Below are 20,736 nucleotides of genomic sequence, written 5' to 3'. Positions count from 1 at the left end.
CATTCTGAAGGTGCTGAACTTATACAATATATTTAGCCTTTTGTCAAGAATTACTAATATAAGATTAGATACTCTCAATGCTAGATAGTAATAAACTACAGGAATATTTTGACCTTTATAATAATTATACAAAGACACATAATTTAGGTAATAGATATTTAAAATCAGGTAAAATAGTAATGCAAACAGAGCATTATAGGGTGTTGTATTACTCGGTGTCATCCCGTGGTTTGTCCACGGGTTCCAGTAAAAATAAATTAAAAATGGATTCCCGCTTTCGTGAGAATGACAAAGGGGAAGTCGGGAATGACATAGAAAGAAGTCAGTAGTACCATAAGTTTTGGTAATAGTTATTAATAGCCGGATCGCTCATTAGAGGGATTAGTTGCATGCATACTTTACTTAAGCCTGTACTAGCAGCATAAGTTAAAGCCGTTTCACCATTGCTATTAATAGTACTAATAGCCTGATTAGATATTTTAGAGATTAGTAATTCGCAAACTTTATCTAATCCTTTATAAGCAGCTAAAGTTAAAGCCGTATCGCCATTATCGTCTATCTTGTTAAGCGTGTCACCGTTTAGCTCTTTAACTAAATTTTCTGCTTCTTCGTCCTTACTTTCTTTTATTACTAAAATTAGTTGATTATATTTTAGCGCATCAAGCTTTAGGTTTTGTTGTTGTTTTTTTTTGTTCTTTCCATAGTTTTCTTTTTTCTTCCTCTACTTGTCGTGTTTCTAGTTCTTGCTTTTGCTGTTCTTCATATTTCTTTTTTGCTTTTTTTCGGTTATAGTTTTATTTCTGTACAGATATTCATTAATTATTTTAAATGTTGCCTCGCCTATGTTGTCCCAAGGAAGATAAAGCGACGTTAAAGATCTATTAGCTTTAAGTGCTGCAGCTAAATCTTTTGCTTGTTCATCAGTTATATTTTTATTACTAAGGTCACTTGTTGTACTTTCGGACAATCTTTTGTGCCAGTTTGTTTTAAAAATGTTTAGTATGAACATAATTATATCCTTATTACATTCTATAAATTTTAATATTTTGTTAAAAATGAGCTATAGACAGAATCATAACAAGAAACTTTAAGAATGCAATAGAAATTTAACTAAAAGTATGAATAAATAAATTGGAATTGATTTAGGGAATTTTTGAATATATAGAAGATTAAGAGAAATGATAAGAAATTTTAATAAATGATAATAATTACAATTAGTAATTTAATATATTAGTTAATTATTTTAAACAATCAGTTACTACATTTGTAGCAACCGCAATCTCATTAGCAATTGAGGCTGTGCCTGTTTCACTTAAGAACAATGATCGCTCTATTTGCCGGCGTGTCACTAAGTATAGTACCGGACAATTTTTAAAAAGCCCTAGATGTCATCCCTGCGAAAGCAGGGATCCAGGCTAAAAAATCTTAATTTTAAAGATTTTTTATTATATCATTTTTTTCGAGGTAAAACTTTTAAAAAAGCTTTAAAATACTGGATTTCCGCTTTCGCAGGAAGGCATTGTTGCGTGGACCGGTAAAATCCACTGCGTCACCCCGTGGCTTGACCACGGGGTCCATAAAAACAATAAAAAATACTAATAATTTTAGTATTTTTAACTGGATCCCACGGTCAAGCCACGGGATGACAGAGGTGAAATTGATCCACGCAACAATGCCTAGCGGGAATGACAGTAGCACCTCAAATTGTTTGATTAAATCAGTCATAATTTAATCCTTTAAATAATATCTCAACTACTAAGCTATAATTATTGTAAGTTGAGTATTGAAGTGTTATAATATCTTATGTAGGCTCGTCCTTTCCCACCAATGAGCTGAAGAGGTCGTTTACTGCGTAGCGGGATACGACCTTTTATATGTTGTGATTGCGTAGTTAATGCCTTAGATTTATTCCTTAATTTCTGCTATTTTGCATCTCGATTATATACCAGCTACCGGGTTTTTAACCTTTAAATCAAATATGCTTTTTTTCCTTTATTGAGCATAGGTACTTGCTCTATGGGCATAAACTCTATTTCTTTAATTCTAAAACCCTTCTGGAGTTCAATAACTGCATTGATACATTCCTTTAATCTCTCTAAATCACGAAAGATTTTTTTAAACAAACTATCATTCGTTGGGTCTCAATATCTTTGCATATTAATTACTACTTTTAGTATTGCTTATATTATTTCCTATATTTAGTAATTATGGCTTTTGATATCTTACTTATGTACTTTCCGAATAAACCGTAATTTTTTGGTGTATAATTGCTACTCATATATTAATTCTATTAAACCTAAGGTTACAGGAGATAAGCCTTATATTTATATAGTTTATTATAGCTTTTCCTACTTATGATTTAGCAGATTTTTATAATTTATGTTGTAATCAAAAGCTGAAATAGTTAGGCTATTTTGAATAAATAGAATTTAACTATTGTAAGAAGTAAAAAATGAAAGAACAAAAATTATTTATAAATGATATGAATTATATAAATCAACACTATACAATAAAAATTTTTGGTTTTGTTCCTAACAGTAGTTTTCAAAAGAAAACAGAGCCATTCTGTATATTTAATAATGAATCTTTTGGATTATCATACGTACCTATCACCGAAACTCCACAGTTCCTATTAACAAGAAATTTCTTCGTAAAACTAGATTTAGAACCCATAAATATTAATATATTAAATGTCCTTTCATGCGATGCTCAAAATCAATGGTATGCAGCAAAAGATGGTGAAGAGGTTAGTGTTCATTATGCTACCATACAAGAAATAAAAGAATTAAGAGAGTTAGTAGAAAGTGATAAAGTTAAATTATCATCTCATGATAAAATAGAAACAATTGAGCTTATAGATCAATATGAAAAAACTTATCCAGACTTAATTAAATTAATGGGTGAAGAAGATGACATTATATAATCTAAAATGGTTAAAGTTTTTAATAACATTTCAAAAGGTAAGGTATGACAAGACATTTTACATGTAAATCTAATTGGACTGGAGTAATTATAGCTTATACTCTCAAAAGGGAGTATGGTCTTAATAAGGAGGATATAGATGCATATAATATATTTAATAATGGAGTAGCTTTTGCAAATACAAGTTATATTACAACTCCTGGAAATACAGAAGGAGTACAAGGTTGGTGTTGGGATTTGTGTCACAAATACGATAGTAGTTTACCTTATGTTTCTTGGCGTACTAATGAAGATATAAATGATATAAGAAGGACAGTTTCGCAAGGCGTAAATAATATATTTAATGAAGTAATAGATGGTTTTCGCAACATAAGTGATATAAAATTGGCTACCTTAGAAGAAGTACACAATTAAAAGATTTAGTAGCAAATGATAAAGTAAAATTAGGATGTACCATGTGTAATAATGGTAGCACAGACTGTAGTAATAAAGAAGAAACGTTGGAATTTTTAAACCTTTATATTGCCGACCCAACCTTTGAGCTTTATTTAAGTCCTCACTCAATTCCGGTAATAGGTGAAATTTTTATACACAAAAACTGAAAAATTTTGGTATAAACAATTAATTCTATTAAAAAAATTTTTACAAAAAGCCCTCCAATCCCTTATTTTATGAGGAATAGCCCCTAGTTTGTATAGCGTACATATTTTTAGAAAAAAAATGGCTAAAGTTGGTGAAATTTGTAGAAAATAACGTATAAGGAACAGAAAATATCAGAGAAAAGTCTAGCATAAACTAACATATGAATAGCATAGAACATATTAGTAGGTTTGTATTAAGAGCTAAAATCCTTGTTAAATAAAGGAAATAAGGCGATAATTTGTATTTGCGAACCTAAATTTGAAAGGCGGAAACCTTGATTACTTCTTGGCTTTTCCGTTCGATAAACTACAAGAATTGGCTAACTGTCCAGATTGGCGGAGAGAGAGGGATTCGAACCCTCGATACGGTATGACCCGTATAACGGTTTAGCAAACCGCCGCCTTCAGCCACTCGGCCATCTCTCCGGTTATGGCTTTACTTTATATCATCTAATAAGCAAAATTTCTAGAATTATTTTATAATTGTTCTAACTAAATATAATAATTTTCCGGCTTTACGGAATTGCCCATAATCAAAGCTTCCTTATCACATCCGGGTAGCCCTTTAAAGTCCATATACCAATAACTAGGTAAATTATCCCAACTACGGAAATATTCAATATATTTGTAAAACTGTTTAGCCTGGGCTTCGATAGTTTTAATATCTGTGTTATTATCACAAATATCAAAAAGTTGTTGGGTTATATAATAAATAGATTTAGTATCATTTTTATATTTATCTATTAAGTACTCTATAATTTCGATTCGCTTGTTTAAGCTAAGATGATAAGAGTCTGAAATTAACAATTTTACAAAATTCTCACTATCACTACAGATGCTAAATAATATTTCTGAATGTTCTCAAATAATTTCTGATATTTAACTAAAAATCTATTCCAAGTTATTGCTTCAAGATTGACAAAACTCCTATAGTCTTGTGGTTGGCATTCGGGAATATGTTTTTGTAACGGTACTAAAAAATTGAGGTTATCTAAATTTTGATGAAAATTTTGTAATTCTTCAAAATGTGCAGCCATAAAAATGATTGTACACTGAGTAATAAGAAAATCTACAAAATAAAATTGATAAATAAATTTGATGATATTTGAATATCTGCTACTAACTCATTGATAAATAAATTTGATGATATTTGAATATCTGCTACTAACTCATTGATAAATAAATTTGATGATATTTGAATATCTGCTACTAACTCGCTGTCTAGTTTTCTAATATCATTTACTATATCACCTATATATTTTAACTCTTCATCCGTGTGATCTATTTAATATTTAAATCTTCAAAGGTAATCACTTTACCTTTGGCTATTTTATCTATTATTATATAGTTTTTAATTGTAGGTTCTTCATAATTAGCAATAATATAAATTTCCGGATTATATATATCTTTGAAGTTATTTCGCAGCATATTTTTTACTGCTTTTACCGTATTTTGATTTAGATAATCAAGCTCTAATATATGATATTGGTAAGTAATAAACTTGCATGATTTATTTTATTAAAAGGAGCAACATACCATGGATATTCACCTTCTTTTATGTCTTTTTGGATAAGAGCAATTTTTTTATAACATTCTTCTTTTAAAAATGTATCATTAGTATCTGTTAAGGTAAATTTTTAAAATCCTCTATTACCTTGTCTAAATAGTTCTGCCAATCACTAGTTAATAATTCTAGCAATTGCTTGAAAAAAACTAAAACTAATTTGCATATAATAATATTAAGTTAATTTAAAAACTTTATGAATCAGAAGTTATTAGAGTCAGTTATTGACTAACGTTATCTAAACAATTCTGTAGTTCTTCTAAATTACTTATATTACTTAACTTATATGGATAATTAATTTTCCGGAGCATATTTGTTAGTACGCTTCCTGCCCCTATTTCTACTATATGAGCGATTTCTAATTTGTTAAATAGTTCTAAAGTTTCACGCCATCTAACTCGCCCGCATATCTGAAGAATTAAATTTTGTTTGATTTCTGTAGGATCTAGAGTAGGTTTTGCGGTATAATTTTGGATTATCGGTATCAGAGGCTTATTAATTGCAGCTTTATCAAGAGCTACTCGCATTTTTTCTTCTGCCGGCTTCATTAAGCTACAATGAAATGGAGCACTGACTTTCAGCTTTATCGCTTTATAACCTAAATCTTTAATTATACTAATAGCATGATCTATAGCTGTGGTCTTGCCGCTAATAACTATTTGTCCTTCGATGTTATCGTTGGCAATTTGGCATAAATTTATTTTGTTGATCTCTTCTAATATTTCTTCAAGTTTTTGAAGCGGAATATTGATACAAGCCGCCATGCTTCCCCCACCTTCAGGACATGCTTCCTGCATAGATGTACTACGTATATAAAGTAGTTTTGCTGCTGTCTCAAGGTTAATACTTTCGGTACTACATAAAGCACTATATTCACCTAGTGAATGACCGGCAGCATAATCGCAAAGACTATCCAAACTTTTACCGGTTTCAGCTTTGATAATATTTATTATTGCCATAGATACTGCCATTAATGCCGGTTGTGCGTTAGTGGTTAAGGTAAGTTCTTCAGAAGGTCCATTAAAAATTATATCAGTGAGTTTTCGGTTTAGTACTTCATCAACGATTTGAAAAGTTTCTTTGGCGGGTTTAAAATTATCATAAAAATCTTTTCCCATGCCGATCAATTGCAACCCTTGACCGGGAAAGATAAAAGCTGTTTTCATATTTTGTATTATCGATTGAGTTTATTAATAGATTTTATTAAAATTTTCTAAAATAGTCAAATTATTTTAAGCATTTTAAAACTGTTTTTCAATTGTTACGCTATATATAATTTTTACAAAAGTATTAATTTTTCTTAGCTCTATAACTTGATTACTTCCAACTAGTACTATAAATTAAACTAAGAAAATATAAACAAGGAAATTAGTTATGAAGTTAAAAGAATATTTTAAAAAGTTAGAAAGTACAACTTTTGGTCCGTGGCTTGCTGCATTTAAAAAATTATTTAGTAAAGAGGTATTAGAAGAGGAAATACTGAATATAAAACTAAAGGAATCTGAAAAGCAAGAGGTTAATAAAAAAGATTTAGTTATTTTATCTAATAATGTTATTGAAATTGAACAAAAAGATACAATAGAGCATGAAATTTCAAGAGTTAACCAATATAAAGAAAATATAGGTTTGGTATTTACTCTAATTACCAATATTCAATTAGAAAAATTTGCAGAATTTATCTCTAATTTACCGAAAAAACATAGTGAATTTAAGGATTACTTTCGTAGTGAAGAACAAAAAGATGGGTTTTTTAAAGAGATGCTTATAAAAAAGTTGTTAATAAAGGTAAATTAGTTGAAAAATTCCAAAACTCATATAAATATAATTATGAAAAAATAGAACAAAATGTTCATGAATTACAAGCTTATTTAGATTCATATGAATATAATTGTGGTATTCTTAAATCTGATTTATTAGGGTATGATTATTATCATAATGCATAAATTATTATGCTATCTATTTTAGAAGTAGCGGTTTCAATAAAAATCTTATTAATTTTCTTATGACAATATCTAAATATAAATGATTTAAATTTAAGATATAGGAGTTAAATTGAAATAAAAATATTTAAGTTGAAATTTAAATAAATGTTACTACTATTATTATGTAGTATCTAACTAAATTCTGTGAAATTAATGATGTTTGATCAGTTAAATATCTTATATCCTCTGTTAATAAGTATTTTTATTTTTCTTGTTGTAGTTGTTATTTCTAAAATAACAAAGTATAAACAAGCCTTAAAAGAAAAAAATTTAAGTATTATTCCTTATTACCTTTTTCATAAGCATAATGCAGGGATGGTAATTGTTTAACCTTTCTATTTTAATTCTTGCTTTATTTTCAAAGAAACTTTCTAAAATTTTTAACATAAGACGCTATTTAAATATATGTGCGTCTTAATAGTATATTATATTTAATATAGCAGCTACTAATTGAGAAATTTATCGCAAGTTTGTTTGGCTATTTCATACCAGCAATTTTCAGGAGTGGTAGATTTATTACTAAAACCGCATATAATCAGCCTGTCTTTAGCTCTTGTCATTGCAACGTAGAGTAGTCTTATATATTCTTGCAAATCTTTAAATTTTTCAGTTTCTTTCAGCTCTTGCAAAAACTCAGGAGTATCGGTAGCATTAGCAGAGAAAAACATTTCTCCTTTATCATTCCAAATAAATTTATTGCTGCTTATCGGTAAAGTAGTAGAATCGCATAATATAACAATAGGAGTTTCAAGCCCTTTAGAGCCGTGGACGGTCATTACTCTTATTTTGTCTGAATGCTCCATATCACGTTTAATATAGATATCGTTATTCTCAAACCAAGCAACGAATCCTTGCAGTGAATTATCTATATCATTTGCATAGTTTTTGCTTAATGTTAATAGCTCATTTATCATATCATCATCGTAAATCTCTCGTAAATTTAGATTATGCACCACTAAATCAAAGAAGTTCTCAACAATCGATATTTTATAAATTTCAATTAGAGAATCTAACTTGTTATATATCTCCTCATGTGAAGAGAGTATATCCCATAAGCTATTCTCACTTTTATCTACAAGAAGTTCGTATAATTGCTGCTCGCTTATTCCAATAATCGGTGATTTTAGTAAACCGGCAAGATTTAAATCATCATCAGGTAGTAACACAAATTTAGCTAATGAAATTAAATCCATTATAGTTAGATTTTCCTTAAGGTTCATTCTATCGCTTACCTCAACTTTAAGCTTAGCTTTGCTAAGTTCTTTGATCAGATTATTACTAAATTCATCTCTCTTTCTTACTAATATCATGAAATCTTTTTCAGATATTCTGTTTGCAGTAGACGGTAAAATTTCTTCGCTTTCTATTTGTTCTTTTATAAAATTTACGATTTTTTCTATGAGTAAATCGGCAGCAGATTTAGAATTTTCATAATCTTCAGGTAGTGCCCAAAAAAGCTCTTCTTGTTTTTCACTCGTCACTAATGGCCAAACCGTTACAGAGCCTTGATGTGTACGAAATGAGGATATTAAAGGATTATTCGAAAGGAATAAACTCGGGTAATTGGATTTTATATTTTTTAAAACATTATAAGTAAATTGTAAAATCTCTGCACATGATCTATAAGAATATTCAAGGGTGATATTTTTGAATTTCTTATTAGCATTTTTAAGATTTGCTTTTAGTCGCTCATTTACTAAGTTGAAATTATGCAGATCAGCCCCTTGAAAACTGAAGATCGATTGTTTATCATCGCCGACTATGAAAACACTATTATTTGGCCTCTCTACAGCATTAAACTCTGTTATTAAAGTAGTAATAATATTCCACTGCGGGGGGCTTGTGTCTTGTGCTTCATCGACAAGAATATGATTTATCTCGTTTTCAAGCTTATGCAGTAACCACTCATGAGTAGTTTTATTATTTAGTAATTTCTCGGTGTAGTAAATTAAATCGTCGTAATCGAGTAAATTATTTTCTTCCTTATATGAATCGTATTTTTTTAAAATAATATGCGCAAGTTTAGTAAGTAAGTTCGTATGATATTCTAGCTCTTCTATGCGACGCAGCTCATCTAATCGGTAAATTTCAGAGGTAATTTTTTCTAGCTCTAGTAATAATTTAGGATATTTCCTTATTAATTCTTTCGATAAAAGGCTTTGTCGTTTTTTCCCGTCTTTGGTAAAAAAAATTTCTTTCGGTGCTATCTCCACATCATACTCGGCAAATAAGTTTTTTACCTTATCGTAAATATTATTTAATCCCCCTAACGCCAATCTTTTATTAGATATTTCTTTGGGAATTTGCTTATTTATAAATAACTTTCTGAATTTAATTTTCTGCTCGATTATCTCGGTAAAAATATCTTGCAGAGTTATTTCATGAAATCGGTTAAGTAAAATTTTAATTAAGTCATTATATTCATCGCTTAAGTAAATTTCGTTTCTGATATTTAGGAAGATATCTTGTAATTTAGTTTCTTCAAGGATTTTAAATTCTGGTGTTATGCCGGCTTCTAAGGGAAAAGTTTTAAGGATTTTTTGACAAAAAGCATGAATTGTATAGATATTTAAAAGCTTATTGCTATTTAGTATTTTATCATATAAAGTTTTTGCGTTTTCTGTTTCTTGCGGCGATGGCTTATTGCCGCTCATTAAGAAAAGTGCTTCTTCTAGTTTCTTGGCGTTGCAAAGAGAAAGATATTTAAGTCTGCTATTAATCCTTACTTGCATCTCTATAGCTGCAGCATTAGTAAAAGTAAGGCATAAAATATTGGAAGGCTCTACGCCCGTTATTAACAGACGTAAAAATCGATCGGTTAGAATTTTGGTTTTACCGGTACCGGCAGATGCCGATACCCAAACGGAGTAATTAGGATCGGATGCTTCTCTTTGTGAATCACTCATTTATGTATCGATTTTCTACTGTCACCCCATGGCTTGACCATGGGGTCCAGTCTTTTTAATTATTGTTCTGGATCCCGCTACAAGCTCGCGGGATGACATCCACAGTCATATAACGATGCCGATAAATTACATATATTACGATTAAAGAAATAGCAAGTCCAAACCAAGTTAGGGCGTATTCTAAATGGTCATTTCTGATTGCTGCTAAATGATTTATTGCAAGAGGTAATAAAATATCTAGATTGCTAATATCTTTTCCTTCCGCAATAATATAAAAATTCTCAAGATCTAAGCCTAACACTTTGGATGTTTCTTTTAAATTTAGCGTTAGCCACACATTATTTTTTATATCGTTAGCAGGTAAGTAGATATGAGTTTTTTCTGATGGCATGGTAACACCGATAATCTCGTGCTGCCGGTTGTTTGTAGCTTGCGTGATAATATTTTTATTGCGATTACTGAACCAACCTCGTGCTACTAAAATAACTTTATCTTCTATGGTGTTAAAAGGAGTAACTAAATAATATCCGTCTTTTTCACTCGACATTGACCTTCTACTGTATAAATATATGTCTTTATTAGGCAAAAATTGACCGGTAATTTTTACTTTGTGATAAGGTAAACCGTCTTGAATTTCTGCTAAATTAATTGCAGGTGAGGTTAGGTTAGCTTGCATTGAAGCTAAAAATAATTTCTTGTCTTTTAAACGACTAAGTTGCCAAAAGCCTAAAGAAATAAGTATTGTAAAGGTTATAAATACAAGAAAATTTGTTTTCATAGATAAGTTTTAAGGGGATTGTTGATAATCGTCATTGCGAGCGACTAAAAGGAGCGTGGCAATCTCATGAAATAATATAAAATTCCTGAGACTGCCAAGTCGAGGCTTTGCCCCTCTTCGCAATGACGTTTTACTAAGCAGTTTTTAAAATCCTACTGAGAAACTCTTTATGTTTTTGCAGCTCTTCTTTTGTAGGTTTAATAACAATAGTAGCTTGCTCTGTTTTGTTATTTATTTGATTAGTTGCTAAATTATTTATTCCGGCAGATTTATCAACCATTTTAAAAGCGGATTGTCTACCGCCCATTAACTCTACATATACTTCTGCAAGTAATGCTGCATCTTTCAAAGCTCCGTGAAGCTGCCTACCTGAATTATCAACTTTAAATCTTTTACATAATGCATCAAGATTATATTTTGAGCCTGGAAACATGCTTCTAGCCATTACTAAAGTATCAATAGTATTTGCTAGTTCCAAGAGTTTAATTTCGGTTCTTTTTAATAATGATAATTCGTGATTTAGAAATTTAATATCAAAAGGAGCATTATGAATAATCAGTTTGCTATCTGAAATAAACTCTAAAAAATCATCGGCTATTGTATGAAATAGAGGCTTGTCTTTTAAAAATTCGCCGGATATGCCATGAATTCTATAAGCCTCAAACGGCATATCTCGCTCAGGATTAATATAAAAATGAAAATTCCTGCCTGTTAATACCTTATTTACCATCTCAATAGCACCGATCTCAACGATTCGATGACCTTGTCGTGGGTCAAGTCCCGTAGTTTCGGTATCTAAAATTATTTCTCTTAAACTCGACATTCCAAATCCTTTATTAGCTTCGCTATTTGTTTTTCCAAGTTTAACATATCAACGCCGCTATTTATAGCAAAATCTGCTTTTGCTATTTTGCTCTCTTGTGGTAGTTGAATTTCTTTGATTTTATTATAAATTTCTATATCAAACGAAGATCTCATTATTGCTCTTTGCATTCTTATTTCTTCAGAGCAGTATATTGTTACGACAAAATCAAAATATTTATCAAATTTAGCTTCATAAAGCAGCGGTATTTCGGCAAAGCCAAATTTGGAATTAGCATTTTCTTTTTTAAATAAAATGAGTTTATCTATTAGTAAGGGGTAAATAAAATTTTGTAGTTTTTCTCTAGCTAGGTCGTTATTGTAAATTAAATTACTGATTTTTCCAATATTGAAAGACTCAAGTTCAGGTAGTAATTTTAAAATCTGAGTTTGCAAAACTACATCTTGATATAATTCTTTTATGCATCTGTCGGCACAAAAAGTTTTATATCCTTTTTCTGCTAAATAATCCAACATAAAAGTTTTGCCCGATGCATAGCTACCGGTAATACCTATTGCTAACATTTTGTCATAAAAATTTTATGTTCATTAGCGAGTTTTATAGTTAATTCTTCTTCGACTATAATTACGTTATTTTTTTGAATCGCTACCCCTTTGTAATTATATTTAGCAAGATTCTTTATAGTATTAGGACCGATCGTCGGCATATCTAGTCTATTATCTTGACCTAATTTCGCTATTTTTACTAATACTCCTCCATGAGGATTTTTACGTAAATCTGTACATCTCGTTATTAAATTATCCGTTCCTTCGGCAGCCTCTATACCAAGTATGTAGCCACTTTCAACTATAACCGATTGTGCGATGTCGAATGCACTTAGATGATTCAATAATTTTATTCCAAGCTCAATATCATTTTTATCTGAACTTATAGGGTTAGTATCGGTTATAATATTGGAGTTACCTTGTTGATTTTTATATATTTCATTACTTGAAATTACCTTGAAACCGTAACTTTCAAAAAAATCCGCTACTGTTTTTAGCAAACTATTATCTCCTCGAATTTTTTGCCCAACTATTTTGAAAAGCAATAAACTGCCTATTTTATCTACGGCTAAATTTTTAAAATTCGGTCTATTAACTCCACCAATAAAAATAATATTTTTTACCTCGTGCTCCTTAAAATATTTTATAGCTTCCCCGACCATACCGATTTTTAAAATCTTATATTCAAAATCTTTAATTTGATCTATATCAGCTTCGTCTTTAATTGCCGCTATATAGCAATTACCGCCTTGCCTTGTATAATTACCTGCTATTAAGTAAGGTAATGAACCTCTGCCGGCGATAATTCCAAGATTTGGTAGCATAATTAAGTTTTTAATTTAGAATTCTAAACATTTATTATAAGTCCATTTTTAATATAAATCTAGAATTCTTATTTGACCTTTACATTTTAATCAAATTAAGGCATAATATTTGGTGCTAATATAGCTATAGTAATAAACGTAATTTAGAATAGAGGTTGCGGACTCGGGGGCAGTACCCGACGCCTCCACCAAAACTTTCTAAATAACTTGCTCCTAAAGGTAATTTGTACGTCGATCTGGTACTCGAGTCCTCACGTTACTTGCGTGTACGCTGCGGTTCTGCGTTCCGTGTCGCCTTCAAATTTCTCTTTATTAGCTACGTCATTTAGAAAAGTTTAAATATGTAATAACTCTTAAAGAGTAGACAATACGAAGTTCATTGAGTATTTTTGGGGGGCGAAATAGGATCGACGTGCCTAATAAAAAGATTGCTTTTACTCGGGATGATTCCGCCGATGGCTTTTGCCATATGGGTCAAAACAAAGAAACGCAAACGATAATAATCGTTCTGTAGGTCGTTTAGCTTTAGCAGCTTAACCCTACGCGGCTGGAGGGTGTGCCGGGCAACAGAAAAACCCTCACTTATACTTGTTTAATTTGAAAAATTGGCATTGCCTAAAAACGGTTAATCTTGTCATTGCGAGTGAACGTAGAGAATGTGGCAATCTCATAAAGTAGGACTCCTGAGATTGTTTCGTCAAAACTTATAGTTTTTCCTCGCAATGACGTAAACTGTTCAAATTAAACTTCGTCGACCTATTTTTATTTATTTTTCTCGTATGAATATTGAATATAAAAAATTTGTGCATGAATATATGCTAGAATTTGTGAAAAAAATTCTAACAAAAATGCAGCATGAAAATTTATATTGGGATCAGTTAATATACATATCGTACAGAACCGATAACCCTGCGGTAATTTTACCTTCAAAAGTTAAACAGGCATATCCGAAACAGATAACAATAGTACTGCAATATCAGTTTGAAAATTTAATAGTAAATGATACGGGCTTTTCTTTAACGGTAAGTTTTGACGGTGTTAAAGAAATAATTTACGTACCTTTTGATGCACTTATTAGCTTTGTTGATTCCAATAATAATTACAGTTTCACTTTTAATCAGTCGTTAAATATACACGAAAATCCTCAACATGAAGAGGAAATAAGTAATAATAAAAGTTATCAGAATTCATCATCTTCAAGTCCAAATGTTATAATGTTAGATAAGTTTCGTAATTCTTCTAAACCTAGTTAATGCATATTATGGATTCAAAAGTAGTGATATATACTGATGGTGCATGTGCGGGTAATCCAGGTCCTGGAGGGTGGGGAGCTTTGCTTCAATTTAATGATACTAGCAAAGAAGTATTTGGGTATGAGTTAGATACGACTAATAATCGTATGGAAATTACGGCGGCACTTGAAGCCTTGAGGATTTTAAAAAAATCTTGTAATATTGAGATTTATACCGATAGCAAATACTTGCAACAAGGAATTACCGTTTGGATTCATAATTGGATAAAAAATAATTGGTGTAAAAGTAACAATGAACCCGTTAAAAATGCCGATTTATGGCAAAAATTATACGCAGAATTGAGTAAACATACTATTATTTGGAAATGGGTAAAAGGTCATGCAAATAATAGCGGTAATATTGCTGCCGATAAACTTGCAGTGCAAGGAAGAGAAACTGCTATAGAAATTTTAAAATGTCGTGGATAGATAAGTTTTTTATTACTTTTTTTCACAAAAAAGTAGGAGAAGATGAGTTTTTGAATCAATATTATGAAAGCCGTAATATTGATTATTTAGGACGTCCAAGGAGGTTTGTTATTTATAAAAATGTAAATGAACCTACAAAAATTCCGCCAAGTTGGCATGCTTGGTTACATCATTTAGTAAATGAGATACCAAAAAATATTCAGCTTTTTCCATGGCAAAAGAATAATAAAATAGTTAAAAAGCTGCCTAAAACATCAAATCTTAAATATAATAGATGGCAACCGTAATTAATTAATAAAATATAAAAAACAATGCAACAGAACATTATTGAAACAATTATAGGCTTTGTAGTGTTAATTATTGCTTTGCTATTTTTGATTTTTGCCTGCAAAACAGGTAGTTCTATAACTAGCTCAAAAGGCTATCAGGTAACTGCTCATTTCCAAAGTGCAGAAGGGATAGCAGTCGGAAGCGACGTAATGATTGCAGGTATAAAAATCGGTAGTGTAAAGAAAATTACTTTAGATCCAAATAGCTTTTATGCAAGTGTATATCTAAATATTAATGATGATGTTAAAATACCTAAAGATTCTAAAGCCCAAGTAGTCACCAGCGGGTTACTTGGAGGTAAATATATTTCAATTGTACCAGGTAATGACGATGAAAATTTAGCGGCTAATGAAGAGATAAAATATACTCAATCAGCAATTAATATTGAATCATTAATTAATAAAATTGTTTCTTCATTCGGTAGTAAGTAGAAGTAATACGAAATAAAAAATCGTTAAATTTAGCCGAATCTAGTTTAGGTGCGGTTTTTTTATTGTTTAAGATCAAAAAGTAGAGAGTTAGTAGAGAGCATCAGTACGTCGTTTACTGACTTAGCCTCAACTAAGACCTTAATAAGATATTTACCTACGATAATTCGCTATGTTCCAAGTACCGTACTGACATTTTTAGTATGTACTTATATTAAAAGAAAATTCTTAAAAAATGTTACATATCCACTTTTAGGTAAGTAGTTATTTAAAAATATAGTTTCAATATTAAGCTCTTGATGTCGAATTTTGTAAGATTCGCTTATACGACTTCGTTAAGCTCACTCTTAAATTTGTTATTTGAGTGTCTGATTTTGTTTTTGGGAAATCTACATTATCTTAGCCAAGTGTATGAAAGTGTTTAAGTTTTCTTCGTCGTCTTTGGTCATTATATATAAGTCACTTTGACATATATAAGCATTTGATGTGTTTTGTCCGATATTTTATTTTTCTCTAAAAACGCATATAATTTATGAGTATTGTTATGTTCATCTTGTATACTCAACACTTTATTTACTGCAACTGATTTATCGGATTTTGATATAAAATCATCAATAAAATAGTCTAAAGAATCTCTAAATAATTCGCTTAATTGTTTATCATTTTCAAGTTCTTCATATGATAACGATCTTGCGGTTTTCAACTTAAAATATGATTTAATCATTTCAAGAGCAGAATATCTATCGCGGTTATTATTAAGAATTTTATATAACATTTTTTTATCAAAATATGCAGGTATTATTTTTTAAATTCTTATTAATAATTTGCTGTTTGTAATAAGATAATTGACGCATAAACACGATAACAGTAGCTGTAAGGCCTGCAACTAAGATAGAGTATAAATTTAGTGATTGAAAAAGCATATTTTGAATATATTTAATTATAACTACCAATGATAGTATAGTATTTTTGCTTTTCAATCTAAAAATGAACCATTACTGTATATTACTTATTTTTTTCTTTCAATTAGTTTATTTATCACATATCTATCATGCTAATAAAATAAAGTAAATTTAAAGTACTAATTATTAATTTGTTTCTTGCTTTTAACGTTACTATTTGCTGGGGAATACAGTTAAATTTATATAATTACAACTATAAAAAACATCACAATATATTATAGCTTTTTTCTATCAATTCACGAAATATATCAAGTTGTACTTCCTTTTCTTATTTATCGTGTAAAGCGAAACCTCCTATTGACTTTTATATAAAACAGTATAAATTTCTTTACAATTTAATTTTTTGTAAAGAGTTTATACTAGGCTCTGAAAAAGAACAGAGAAGTTTAACAAGCGACCAAAAAGAAGCCACGGGAATTTTATCTACAGCTACTTTTCTTGAGTATTTTGATTTAATGTTGTACGTCCCATTTAGCAGTATTGTTAAATGAATTGTTCTTTCCTAAATATGATTCGAGTGCAGCTTCTCTTCTCTCTGCCTTTACCTTTTGCTCTACCTTTATATTTAGACCACTAGGAGCATATGTTTTTGGTCAAATAGGTAGATAAATTAGGGCGAAAATCTACTGTTATTATGATAACTACCTTAATGGCTTTATCCTGTATAATTATGGCAAATGCTTCTACTTATGAACAAATAGGTTATTTTGCTGCTGTATTAATCACAATTTGCCGTGCAATTCAAGGTATGGCTTCTGTAGGTGAAATAGTGGTAGCAGAACTTTATTTAACTGAAATTACAAAACCACCTATACAATATCCCGTAGTTTCTTTTATCGCCGTAGCATCAGTAATTGGGACAACTGCAGCTTTAGCTATAGTATCTTGAGTTACTACTCAAGGATTTAATTGGCGTCTTGCCGTTTGGATAGGTGCAATTATTGCAGTTGTGAGAGACTACGCTAGAGCTCATCTTAGAGAAACGCCTAATTTTGTAGATGCAAGTGCTAAACTTTTACGAAAATATGAAAAAGCAAATATCGACAAAAAAGAATTAAAAAACGATGAGATTTTTAACCAAAAACCTAATAAGAAGACAACTATATATTTTTTCATAATGAGTTGTGCTTGGCCCATATGTTTCTACTATACTTATATTACTTGTGGTGAAGTTTTAAAGAATGCATTTGGATATAGTGCAGCTCAGGTTATTCATCATAATTTTATTATTTCAATGTTCCACCTAGCTAGTATGTCTTTAATATGTTTTCTAAGTTATAAAATATATACTTTAAAAATTCTTAGAGTAAAATTAGCTTTACTCTTTATATTTATTCTATTTGCACCATACCTTTTAAAAAGTACAACTACACCTTTCCAGCTTCTTTTAATTCAAATAGGTTTGATAATATGTTCATTTGATACTGTTCCTGCTGTTTCAATCTTTTTTTAGGTATTTCCCGGTTTTTAAACGCTTTACAGTAGTATGATATATGCTGTTTCTAGAGCCTTAATGTATATAATCACTTCGTTTGGAATTATATATTTAACAAAATATTTGGGTCAATATGGTTTGTTTGTTGTGATGGTTCCATTACTTATAATTTATATGTTTGTTCTAAATCATTTTCAAAAGTTGGAAAAAGAAGCAGGTTATTCATAGTGAATAATGATATTTGTTTTTGTTGAGAAAATTTATCTTTGTATAAAAACCTATAGCAAATTTCATTAAACTTTTCTTCAATTTCATAACACTCTAAATGTATAGCAACAACTAGAAACTTCTTAAATGTTTCCACAATTATCTGCTTCGCTTTTTCAGGTGATTTAGCTGCTAATGTTTGTACATTATGAATACGATCAAATAATTTTATAAGTGCGGTATCATATCTTTTTTGCTTAATTAATAGGTTTAAGCTTTCCTCGACACTGATTTTTTCGTGCGGTTTAATACTAGTTAAACCTTCTACATATTTTGCTATTTCTTTACCAAAAATTTCGATAATCATCTTTTCAGTAAGTTCTGTATCCTCAATAGTATAGTGAAGTAGAGCAGCATTTATCATATTAGAAGTAAAAAGCTTAGGCGCTTCGTCTGCTACAAGCTCTGCAAGCATAATCGCTACTTCGATCGGGTGCGAATAATACGGATCGCCTGACTGACGCATTTGTGAACCATGATATTTACGAGCGTAGTAGATACCTTTTTTAACTTCCTCTATATCAACAGGATTTTTTACTTTAGTGTTTAAATATTCGAGTTTATCAAGTAGCTTTTTAGCGTAAACACAAATTTCAAACTTTTCTTTCCAAGAGCTTATATCTTCCATAAAAGTTATGTTATTTATATTAATAATAGTTGATTACAATTAAAGCAAAAGTTAAAAAATTATAATAACAAATAATTTTTTAACTTTAAATATATTAATAGTTTTTGGTTACATTGTATTTAAACCATTTCATTTTGTGTTATTATTTATTTTTGCTTCTTGTTCTTGCTGTAATTTATACTCTGCTGCTTTTTCTTCTATTAGTAACTTAAGCTCTTTCCTTGCATTTTGAGCTTTTAAACGCTTTTCCTCCTCTTCATCTATTATTCACTCAGAGGTTAAAGTTTCTTCTTCTTTATTTTTCATATTTTAACTCTTATAAATTAGATTATATTATGAATAACAGAGTTTAATTATCATTTAAGAGAAGTAATCTATAGAAGTAATTAAAATAAGTCAATGACTATAATTATTTAGAGTTGAAAAGATTATCATTACGCGGGAATGACATCAAAGTGTTAAGCTCCAATACAAAGCAATTCTTTTTAGGCAATGCCGTCAAGACCAGAATGTTCTCAATTGACTTTTGGTAAGATGTCTATATATGATGCAATCCTTAGTACTTATGGTTGAGGATGACGATAGACATGTCCAGAGCTTAAGGGTTACTTTGCGCTTAAAATCTATTGTGAACTGTTATTGCGGTTTTTCTAACTCCCTAACCACCATAAAATATGGCATTGCTTAGAAACGATTGATCTAAAGTTTCTTTGTTATTCCCGCGAAAGCGGGAATGACATCGGAAGGCTAAATTACAGCATAAAACAACTGCTTCTAGGTGATACCTGCTTTTAATCTTAATTTTTATATTCCAGGATAAACTATAGTATGCTAAGATATTGCTTTTAAAAATAAGTGATTATCAGTGTCAAAATTTTCTTTTAATATTCATCATCAGCATAAAAAAGCTAGAAGCGGTATTATCGTAACCGCACACGGTGAGATGCGTACTCCCGCTTTTATGCCGGTTGGAACTAGAGGAACGGTTAAGGCAATGCTACCTGAATCGGTAGCAAAAACGGGGGCGGATATATTGCTCGGCAATACTTACCACTTAATGCTTCAGCCGACTGCCGAACGTATAGTACGGCTTGGTGGCTTACATAAATTCATGAATTGGGATAAGCCGATATTAACCGATTCTGGTGGTTTTCAGGTAATGTCGCTATCGAAGTTACGCAAGATAACCGAAGAGGGAGTAAGTTTCAGCTCTCATATTAACGGCGATAAATATATGTTAACTCCTGAGCGTTCTACCGAAATACAATATCTGTTCGGTAGCACAATCACTATGGCTTTTGATGAATGTACGCCTTACCCTGTAACCTTTGAAGAAGCTAAAACTTCTATGCAGTTTACGACTAGATGGGCGAATAGATCACGTAATGCTTTTGTTAAGCGGGAAGGCTATGCACAATTCGGTATTATTCAAGGTAGCGTTTACGAAGAATTACGTGAGCAATCGGCTAAGGATCTAGTAGAACTTGATTTCGAGGGTTATGCTATAGGTGGACTTGCAGTAGGTGAGGGGCAGGAGCTTATGTTTAAAGTACTTGATTATGCTCCTGATTTTCTGCCGCAAAATAAGCCGCGTTATTTAATGGGAGTCGGTAAGCCTGCTGATATTATAGGTGCGGTTAGCAGGGGTATAGATATGTTTGACTGCGTAATCCCAACACGCTCAGGTCGCAACGGTCAGGCTTTTACGAAATACGGTACGGTAAATATCCGCAATAGCAAATATGCCGATGATAACAAGCCGCTAGAACATGATTGCCTATGTCCTGCTTGTAGAAACTATAGTAAAGCTTATCTACATCATTTAGTTAGAATCGGTGAAATACTTGGCTCTATGCTAATGACATGGCATAATTTAACATATTTCCAAAATCTTATGAGCCGTATTAGAGCATATATTAAACTAGGTAAAGATTTTGATTTTGATTCTTAAAGTGACTAGTTGTAAAATATGCCTTATTAC

21 protein-coding genes, 1 tRNA gene, 1 other RNA gene and 5 pseudogenes are annotated in these 20,736 nt (G+C 30.7%); 13 read left to right on the top strand and 15 right to left on the bottom strand.

Annotation, left to right across the window (positions count from 1 at the left end; genetic code table 11):
* Nucleotides 1-77 precede the first annotated feature (77 nt).
* Nucleotides 78-263 (top strand): annotated as a pseudogene (locus RGRA_RS0107100) (poly-beta-hydroxybutyrate polymerase); the annotation flags it as partial.
* A gap of 59 nt (nt 264-322) precedes the next feature.
* Here RGRA_RS0107100 and RGRA_RS13890 read toward each other — a convergent pair.
* The 3 genes from RGRA_RS13890 to RGRA_RS12650 form a co-directional block, all read right to left on the bottom strand.
* On the bottom strand, nt 323-559 hold the full coding sequence (locus tag RGRA_RS13890) for an ankyrin repeat domain-containing protein (protein WP_236609855.1): 237 nt from the start codon (nt 557-559) through the stop codon (nt 323-325).
* A gap of 177 nt (nt 560-736) precedes the next feature.
* A complete protein-coding gene (locus RGRA_RS0107095; RefSeq protein ID WP_024547388.1) occupies nt 737-1,009 on the bottom strand; it encodes a hypothetical protein in 273 nt (90 codons plus the stop codon).
* Nucleotides 1,010-1,473: 464 nt separating this feature from the next.
* A complete protein-coding gene (locus RGRA_RS12650) occupies nt 1,474-1,725 on the bottom strand; it encodes a hypothetical protein (protein WP_017442594.1) in 252 nt (83 codons plus the stop codon).
* Between the two features lie 727 nt (nt 1,726-2,452).
* Here RGRA_RS12650 and RGRA_RS0107085 point away from each other — a divergent pair.
* Nucleotides 2,453-2,923, top strand: coding sequence for a hypothetical protein (locus tag RGRA_RS0107085; protein WP_017442592.1), 471 nt, complete (start codon nt 2,453-2,455; stop codon nt 2,921-2,923).
* Nucleotides 2,924-2,967: 44 nt separating this feature from the next.
* Complete coding sequence (locus tag RGRA_RS12175; RefSeq protein ID WP_017442591.1) at nt 2,968-3,336, top strand: hypothetical protein; 369 nt, start codon at nt 2,968-2,970, stop codon at nt 3,334-3,336.
* A 561-nt stretch (nt 3,337-3,897) separates the two neighbouring features.
* On the opposite strand, the gene RGRA_RS0107070 is transcribed toward RGRA_RS12175, so the two are convergent.
* The 5 genes and pseudogenes from RGRA_RS0107070 to fabD form a co-directional block, all read right to left on the bottom strand.
* Nucleotides 3,898-3,989, bottom strand: a tRNA-Ser gene (locus tag RGRA_RS0107070).
* Nucleotides 3,990-4,055: 66 nt separating this feature from the next.
* Nucleotides 4,056-4,370: a hypothetical protein gene (locus RGRA_RS0107065; RefSeq protein WP_017442589.1), complete on the bottom strand. Its 315-nt coding sequence runs from the start codon at nt 4,368-4,370 to the stop codon at nt 4,056-4,058.
* Nucleotides 4,371-4,372: 2 nt separating this feature from the next.
* Entirely contained in the window at nt 4,373-4,600 is a 228-nt protein-coding gene (locus RGRA_RS0107060) for a hypothetical protein (protein ID WP_017442588.1), read from the bottom strand.
* 32 nt (nt 4,601-4,632) lie between these two features.
* Nucleotides 4,633-4,991, bottom strand: a pseudogene (locus RGRA_RS14465) (hypothetical protein).
* Nucleotides 4,992-5,348: 357 nt separating this feature from the next.
* Nucleotides 5,349-6,293 (bottom strand): ACP S-malonyltransferase, encoded by a 945-nt coding sequence (gene fabD, locus RGRA_RS0107050; protein WP_017442586.1) that lies wholly within the window; start codon nt 6,291-6,293, stop codon nt 5,349-5,351.
* Nucleotides 6,294-6,501: 208 nt separating this feature from the next.
* On the opposite strand from fabD, the gene RGRA_RS09435 reads away from it, so the two are divergent.
* Both RGRA_RS09435 and RGRA_RS13885 read left to right on the top strand, forming a co-directional pair.
* The gene (locus RGRA_RS09435; RefSeq protein ID WP_017442585.1) at nt 6,502-6,921 is read left to right on the top strand and encodes a hypothetical protein; all 420 of its coding nucleotides are present in this window, start codon (nt 6,502-6,504) and stop codon (nt 6,919-6,921) included.
* Nucleotides 6,922-7,262: 341 nt separating this feature from the next.
* Nucleotides 7,263-7,439 (top strand): hypothetical protein, encoded by a 177-nt coding sequence (locus RGRA_RS13885; RefSeq protein ID WP_157668040.1) that lies wholly within the window; start codon nt 7,263-7,265, stop codon nt 7,437-7,439.
* Nucleotides 7,440-7,555: 116 nt separating this feature from the next.
* On the opposite strand, the gene RGRA_RS0107035 is transcribed toward RGRA_RS13885, so the two are convergent.
* The 5 genes from RGRA_RS0107035 to RGRA_RS0107015 all read right to left on the bottom strand — a co-directional run bounded on the left by RGRA_RS0107035 (nt 7,556) and on the right by RGRA_RS0107015 (nt 12,985).
* A complete protein-coding gene (locus RGRA_RS0107035; protein WP_017442583.1) occupies nt 7,556-10,015 on the bottom strand; it encodes a UvrD-helicase domain-containing protein in 2,460 nt (819 codons plus the stop codon).
* A 55-nt stretch (nt 10,016-10,070) separates the two neighbouring features.
* Nucleotides 10,071-10,793, bottom strand: coding sequence for an SURF1 family protein (locus RGRA_RS0107030; protein WP_017442582.1), 723 nt, complete (start codon nt 10,791-10,793; stop codon nt 10,071-10,073).
* Nucleotides 10,794-10,926: 133 nt separating this feature from the next.
* Complete coding sequence (gene dnaQ / locus RGRA_RS0107025) at nt 10,927-11,616, bottom strand: DNA polymerase III subunit epsilon (protein WP_017442581.1); 690 nt, start codon at nt 11,614-11,616, stop codon at nt 10,927-10,929.
* Complete coding sequence (gene coaE, locus RGRA_RS0107020; RefSeq protein ID WP_017442580.1) at nt 11,604-12,179, bottom strand: dephospho-CoA kinase; 576 nt, start codon at nt 12,177-12,179, stop codon at nt 11,604-11,606. The genes dnaQ and coaE overlap by 13 nt, the downstream gene beginning before the upstream one ends.
* Nucleotides 12,173-12,985: an LpxI family protein gene (locus RGRA_RS0107015; protein ID WP_017442579.1), complete on the bottom strand. Its 813-nt coding sequence runs from the start codon at nt 12,983-12,985 to the stop codon at nt 12,173-12,175. The genes coaE and RGRA_RS0107015 overlap by 7 nt, the downstream gene beginning before the upstream one ends.
* 74 nt (nt 12,986-13,059) lie before the next feature.
* Between RGRA_RS0107015 and ssrA the strand changes: the two genes are divergently transcribed.
* The 6 genes and pseudogenes from ssrA to RGRA_RS11125 all read left to right on the top strand — a co-directional run.
* Nucleotides 13,060-13,568, top strand: a transfer-messenger RNA (tmRNA) gene (ssrA, locus tag RGRA_RS11130).
* A 196-nt stretch (nt 13,569-13,764) separates the two neighbouring features.
* Nucleotides 13,765-14,238 (top strand): SspB family protein, encoded by a 474-nt coding sequence (locus tag RGRA_RS0107010; protein ID WP_017442578.1) that lies wholly within the window; start codon nt 13,765-13,767, stop codon nt 14,236-14,238.
* Nucleotides 14,238-14,705, top strand: a complete 468-nt coding sequence (rnhA, locus tag RGRA_RS0107005; RefSeq protein ID WP_017442577.1) for a ribonuclease HI — start codon at nt 14,238-14,240, stop codon at nt 14,703-14,705. The genes RGRA_RS0107010 and rnhA overlap by 1 nt, the downstream gene beginning before the upstream one ends.
* Nucleotides 14,693-14,992 carry an NADH-ubiquinone oxidoreductase subunit NDUFA12 family protein gene (locus RGRA_RS0107000; protein WP_017442576.1) on the top strand — a complete coding sequence of 100 codons (300 nt, stop codon included), beginning with the start codon at nt 14,693-14,695 and terminating at the stop codon, nt 14,990-14,992. Before rnhA ends, RGRA_RS0107000 begins: the two co-directional genes overlap by 13 nt.
* 24 nt (nt 14,993-15,016) lie before the next feature.
* Nucleotides 15,017-15,466: an outer membrane lipid asymmetry maintenance protein MlaD gene (gene mlaD / locus RGRA_RS0106995; protein WP_017442575.1), complete on the top strand. Its 450-nt coding sequence runs from the start codon at nt 15,017-15,019 to the stop codon at nt 15,464-15,466.
* Nucleotides 15,467-15,517: 51 nt separating this feature from the next.
* Nucleotides 15,518-15,727 (top strand): annotated as a pseudogene (locus tag RGRA_RS11125) (hypothetical protein); the annotation flags it as partial.
* A gap of 125 nt (nt 15,728-15,852) precedes the next feature.
* Here RGRA_RS11125 and RGRA_RS14460 read toward each other — a convergent pair.
* A pseudogene (locus tag RGRA_RS14460) lies at nt 15,853-16,416 on the bottom strand (hypothetical protein).
* Nucleotides 16,417-16,781: 365 nt separating this feature from the next.
* On the opposite strand from RGRA_RS14460, the pseudogene RGRA_RS14735 reads away from it, so the two are divergent.
* A pseudogene (locus tag RGRA_RS14735) lies at nt 16,782-18,088 on the top strand (MFS transporter).
* Here the strand turns inward: RGRA_RS14735 and RGRA_RS0106980 are convergent.
* A complete protein-coding gene (locus RGRA_RS0106980) occupies nt 18,024-18,755 on the bottom strand; it encodes an HD domain-containing protein (protein ID WP_017442571.1) in 732 nt (243 codons plus the stop codon). The pseudogene RGRA_RS14735 and the gene RGRA_RS0106980 sit on opposite strands and share 65 nt — an antisense overlap.
* Nucleotides 18,756-19,620: 865 nt before the next feature.
* Here RGRA_RS0106980 and tgt point away from each other — a divergent pair.
* Nucleotides 19,621-20,706, top strand: a complete 1,086-nt coding sequence (tgt, locus tag RGRA_RS0106975) for a tRNA guanosine(34) transglycosylase Tgt (protein WP_017442570.1) — start codon at nt 19,621-19,623, stop codon at nt 20,704-20,706.
* Nucleotides 20,707-20,736: the final 30 nt, after the last annotated feature.

It is taken from the genome of Rickettsia gravesii BWI-1 (genome assembly GCF_000485845.1).
Lineage (GTDB): Bacteria > Pseudomonadota > Alphaproteobacteria > Rickettsiales > Rickettsiaceae > Rickettsia > Rickettsia rickettsii.
The sequence above is the reverse complement of the archived record's forward strand: the minus strand, read 5'-3'. Positions and strand labels throughout refer to the sequence as shown.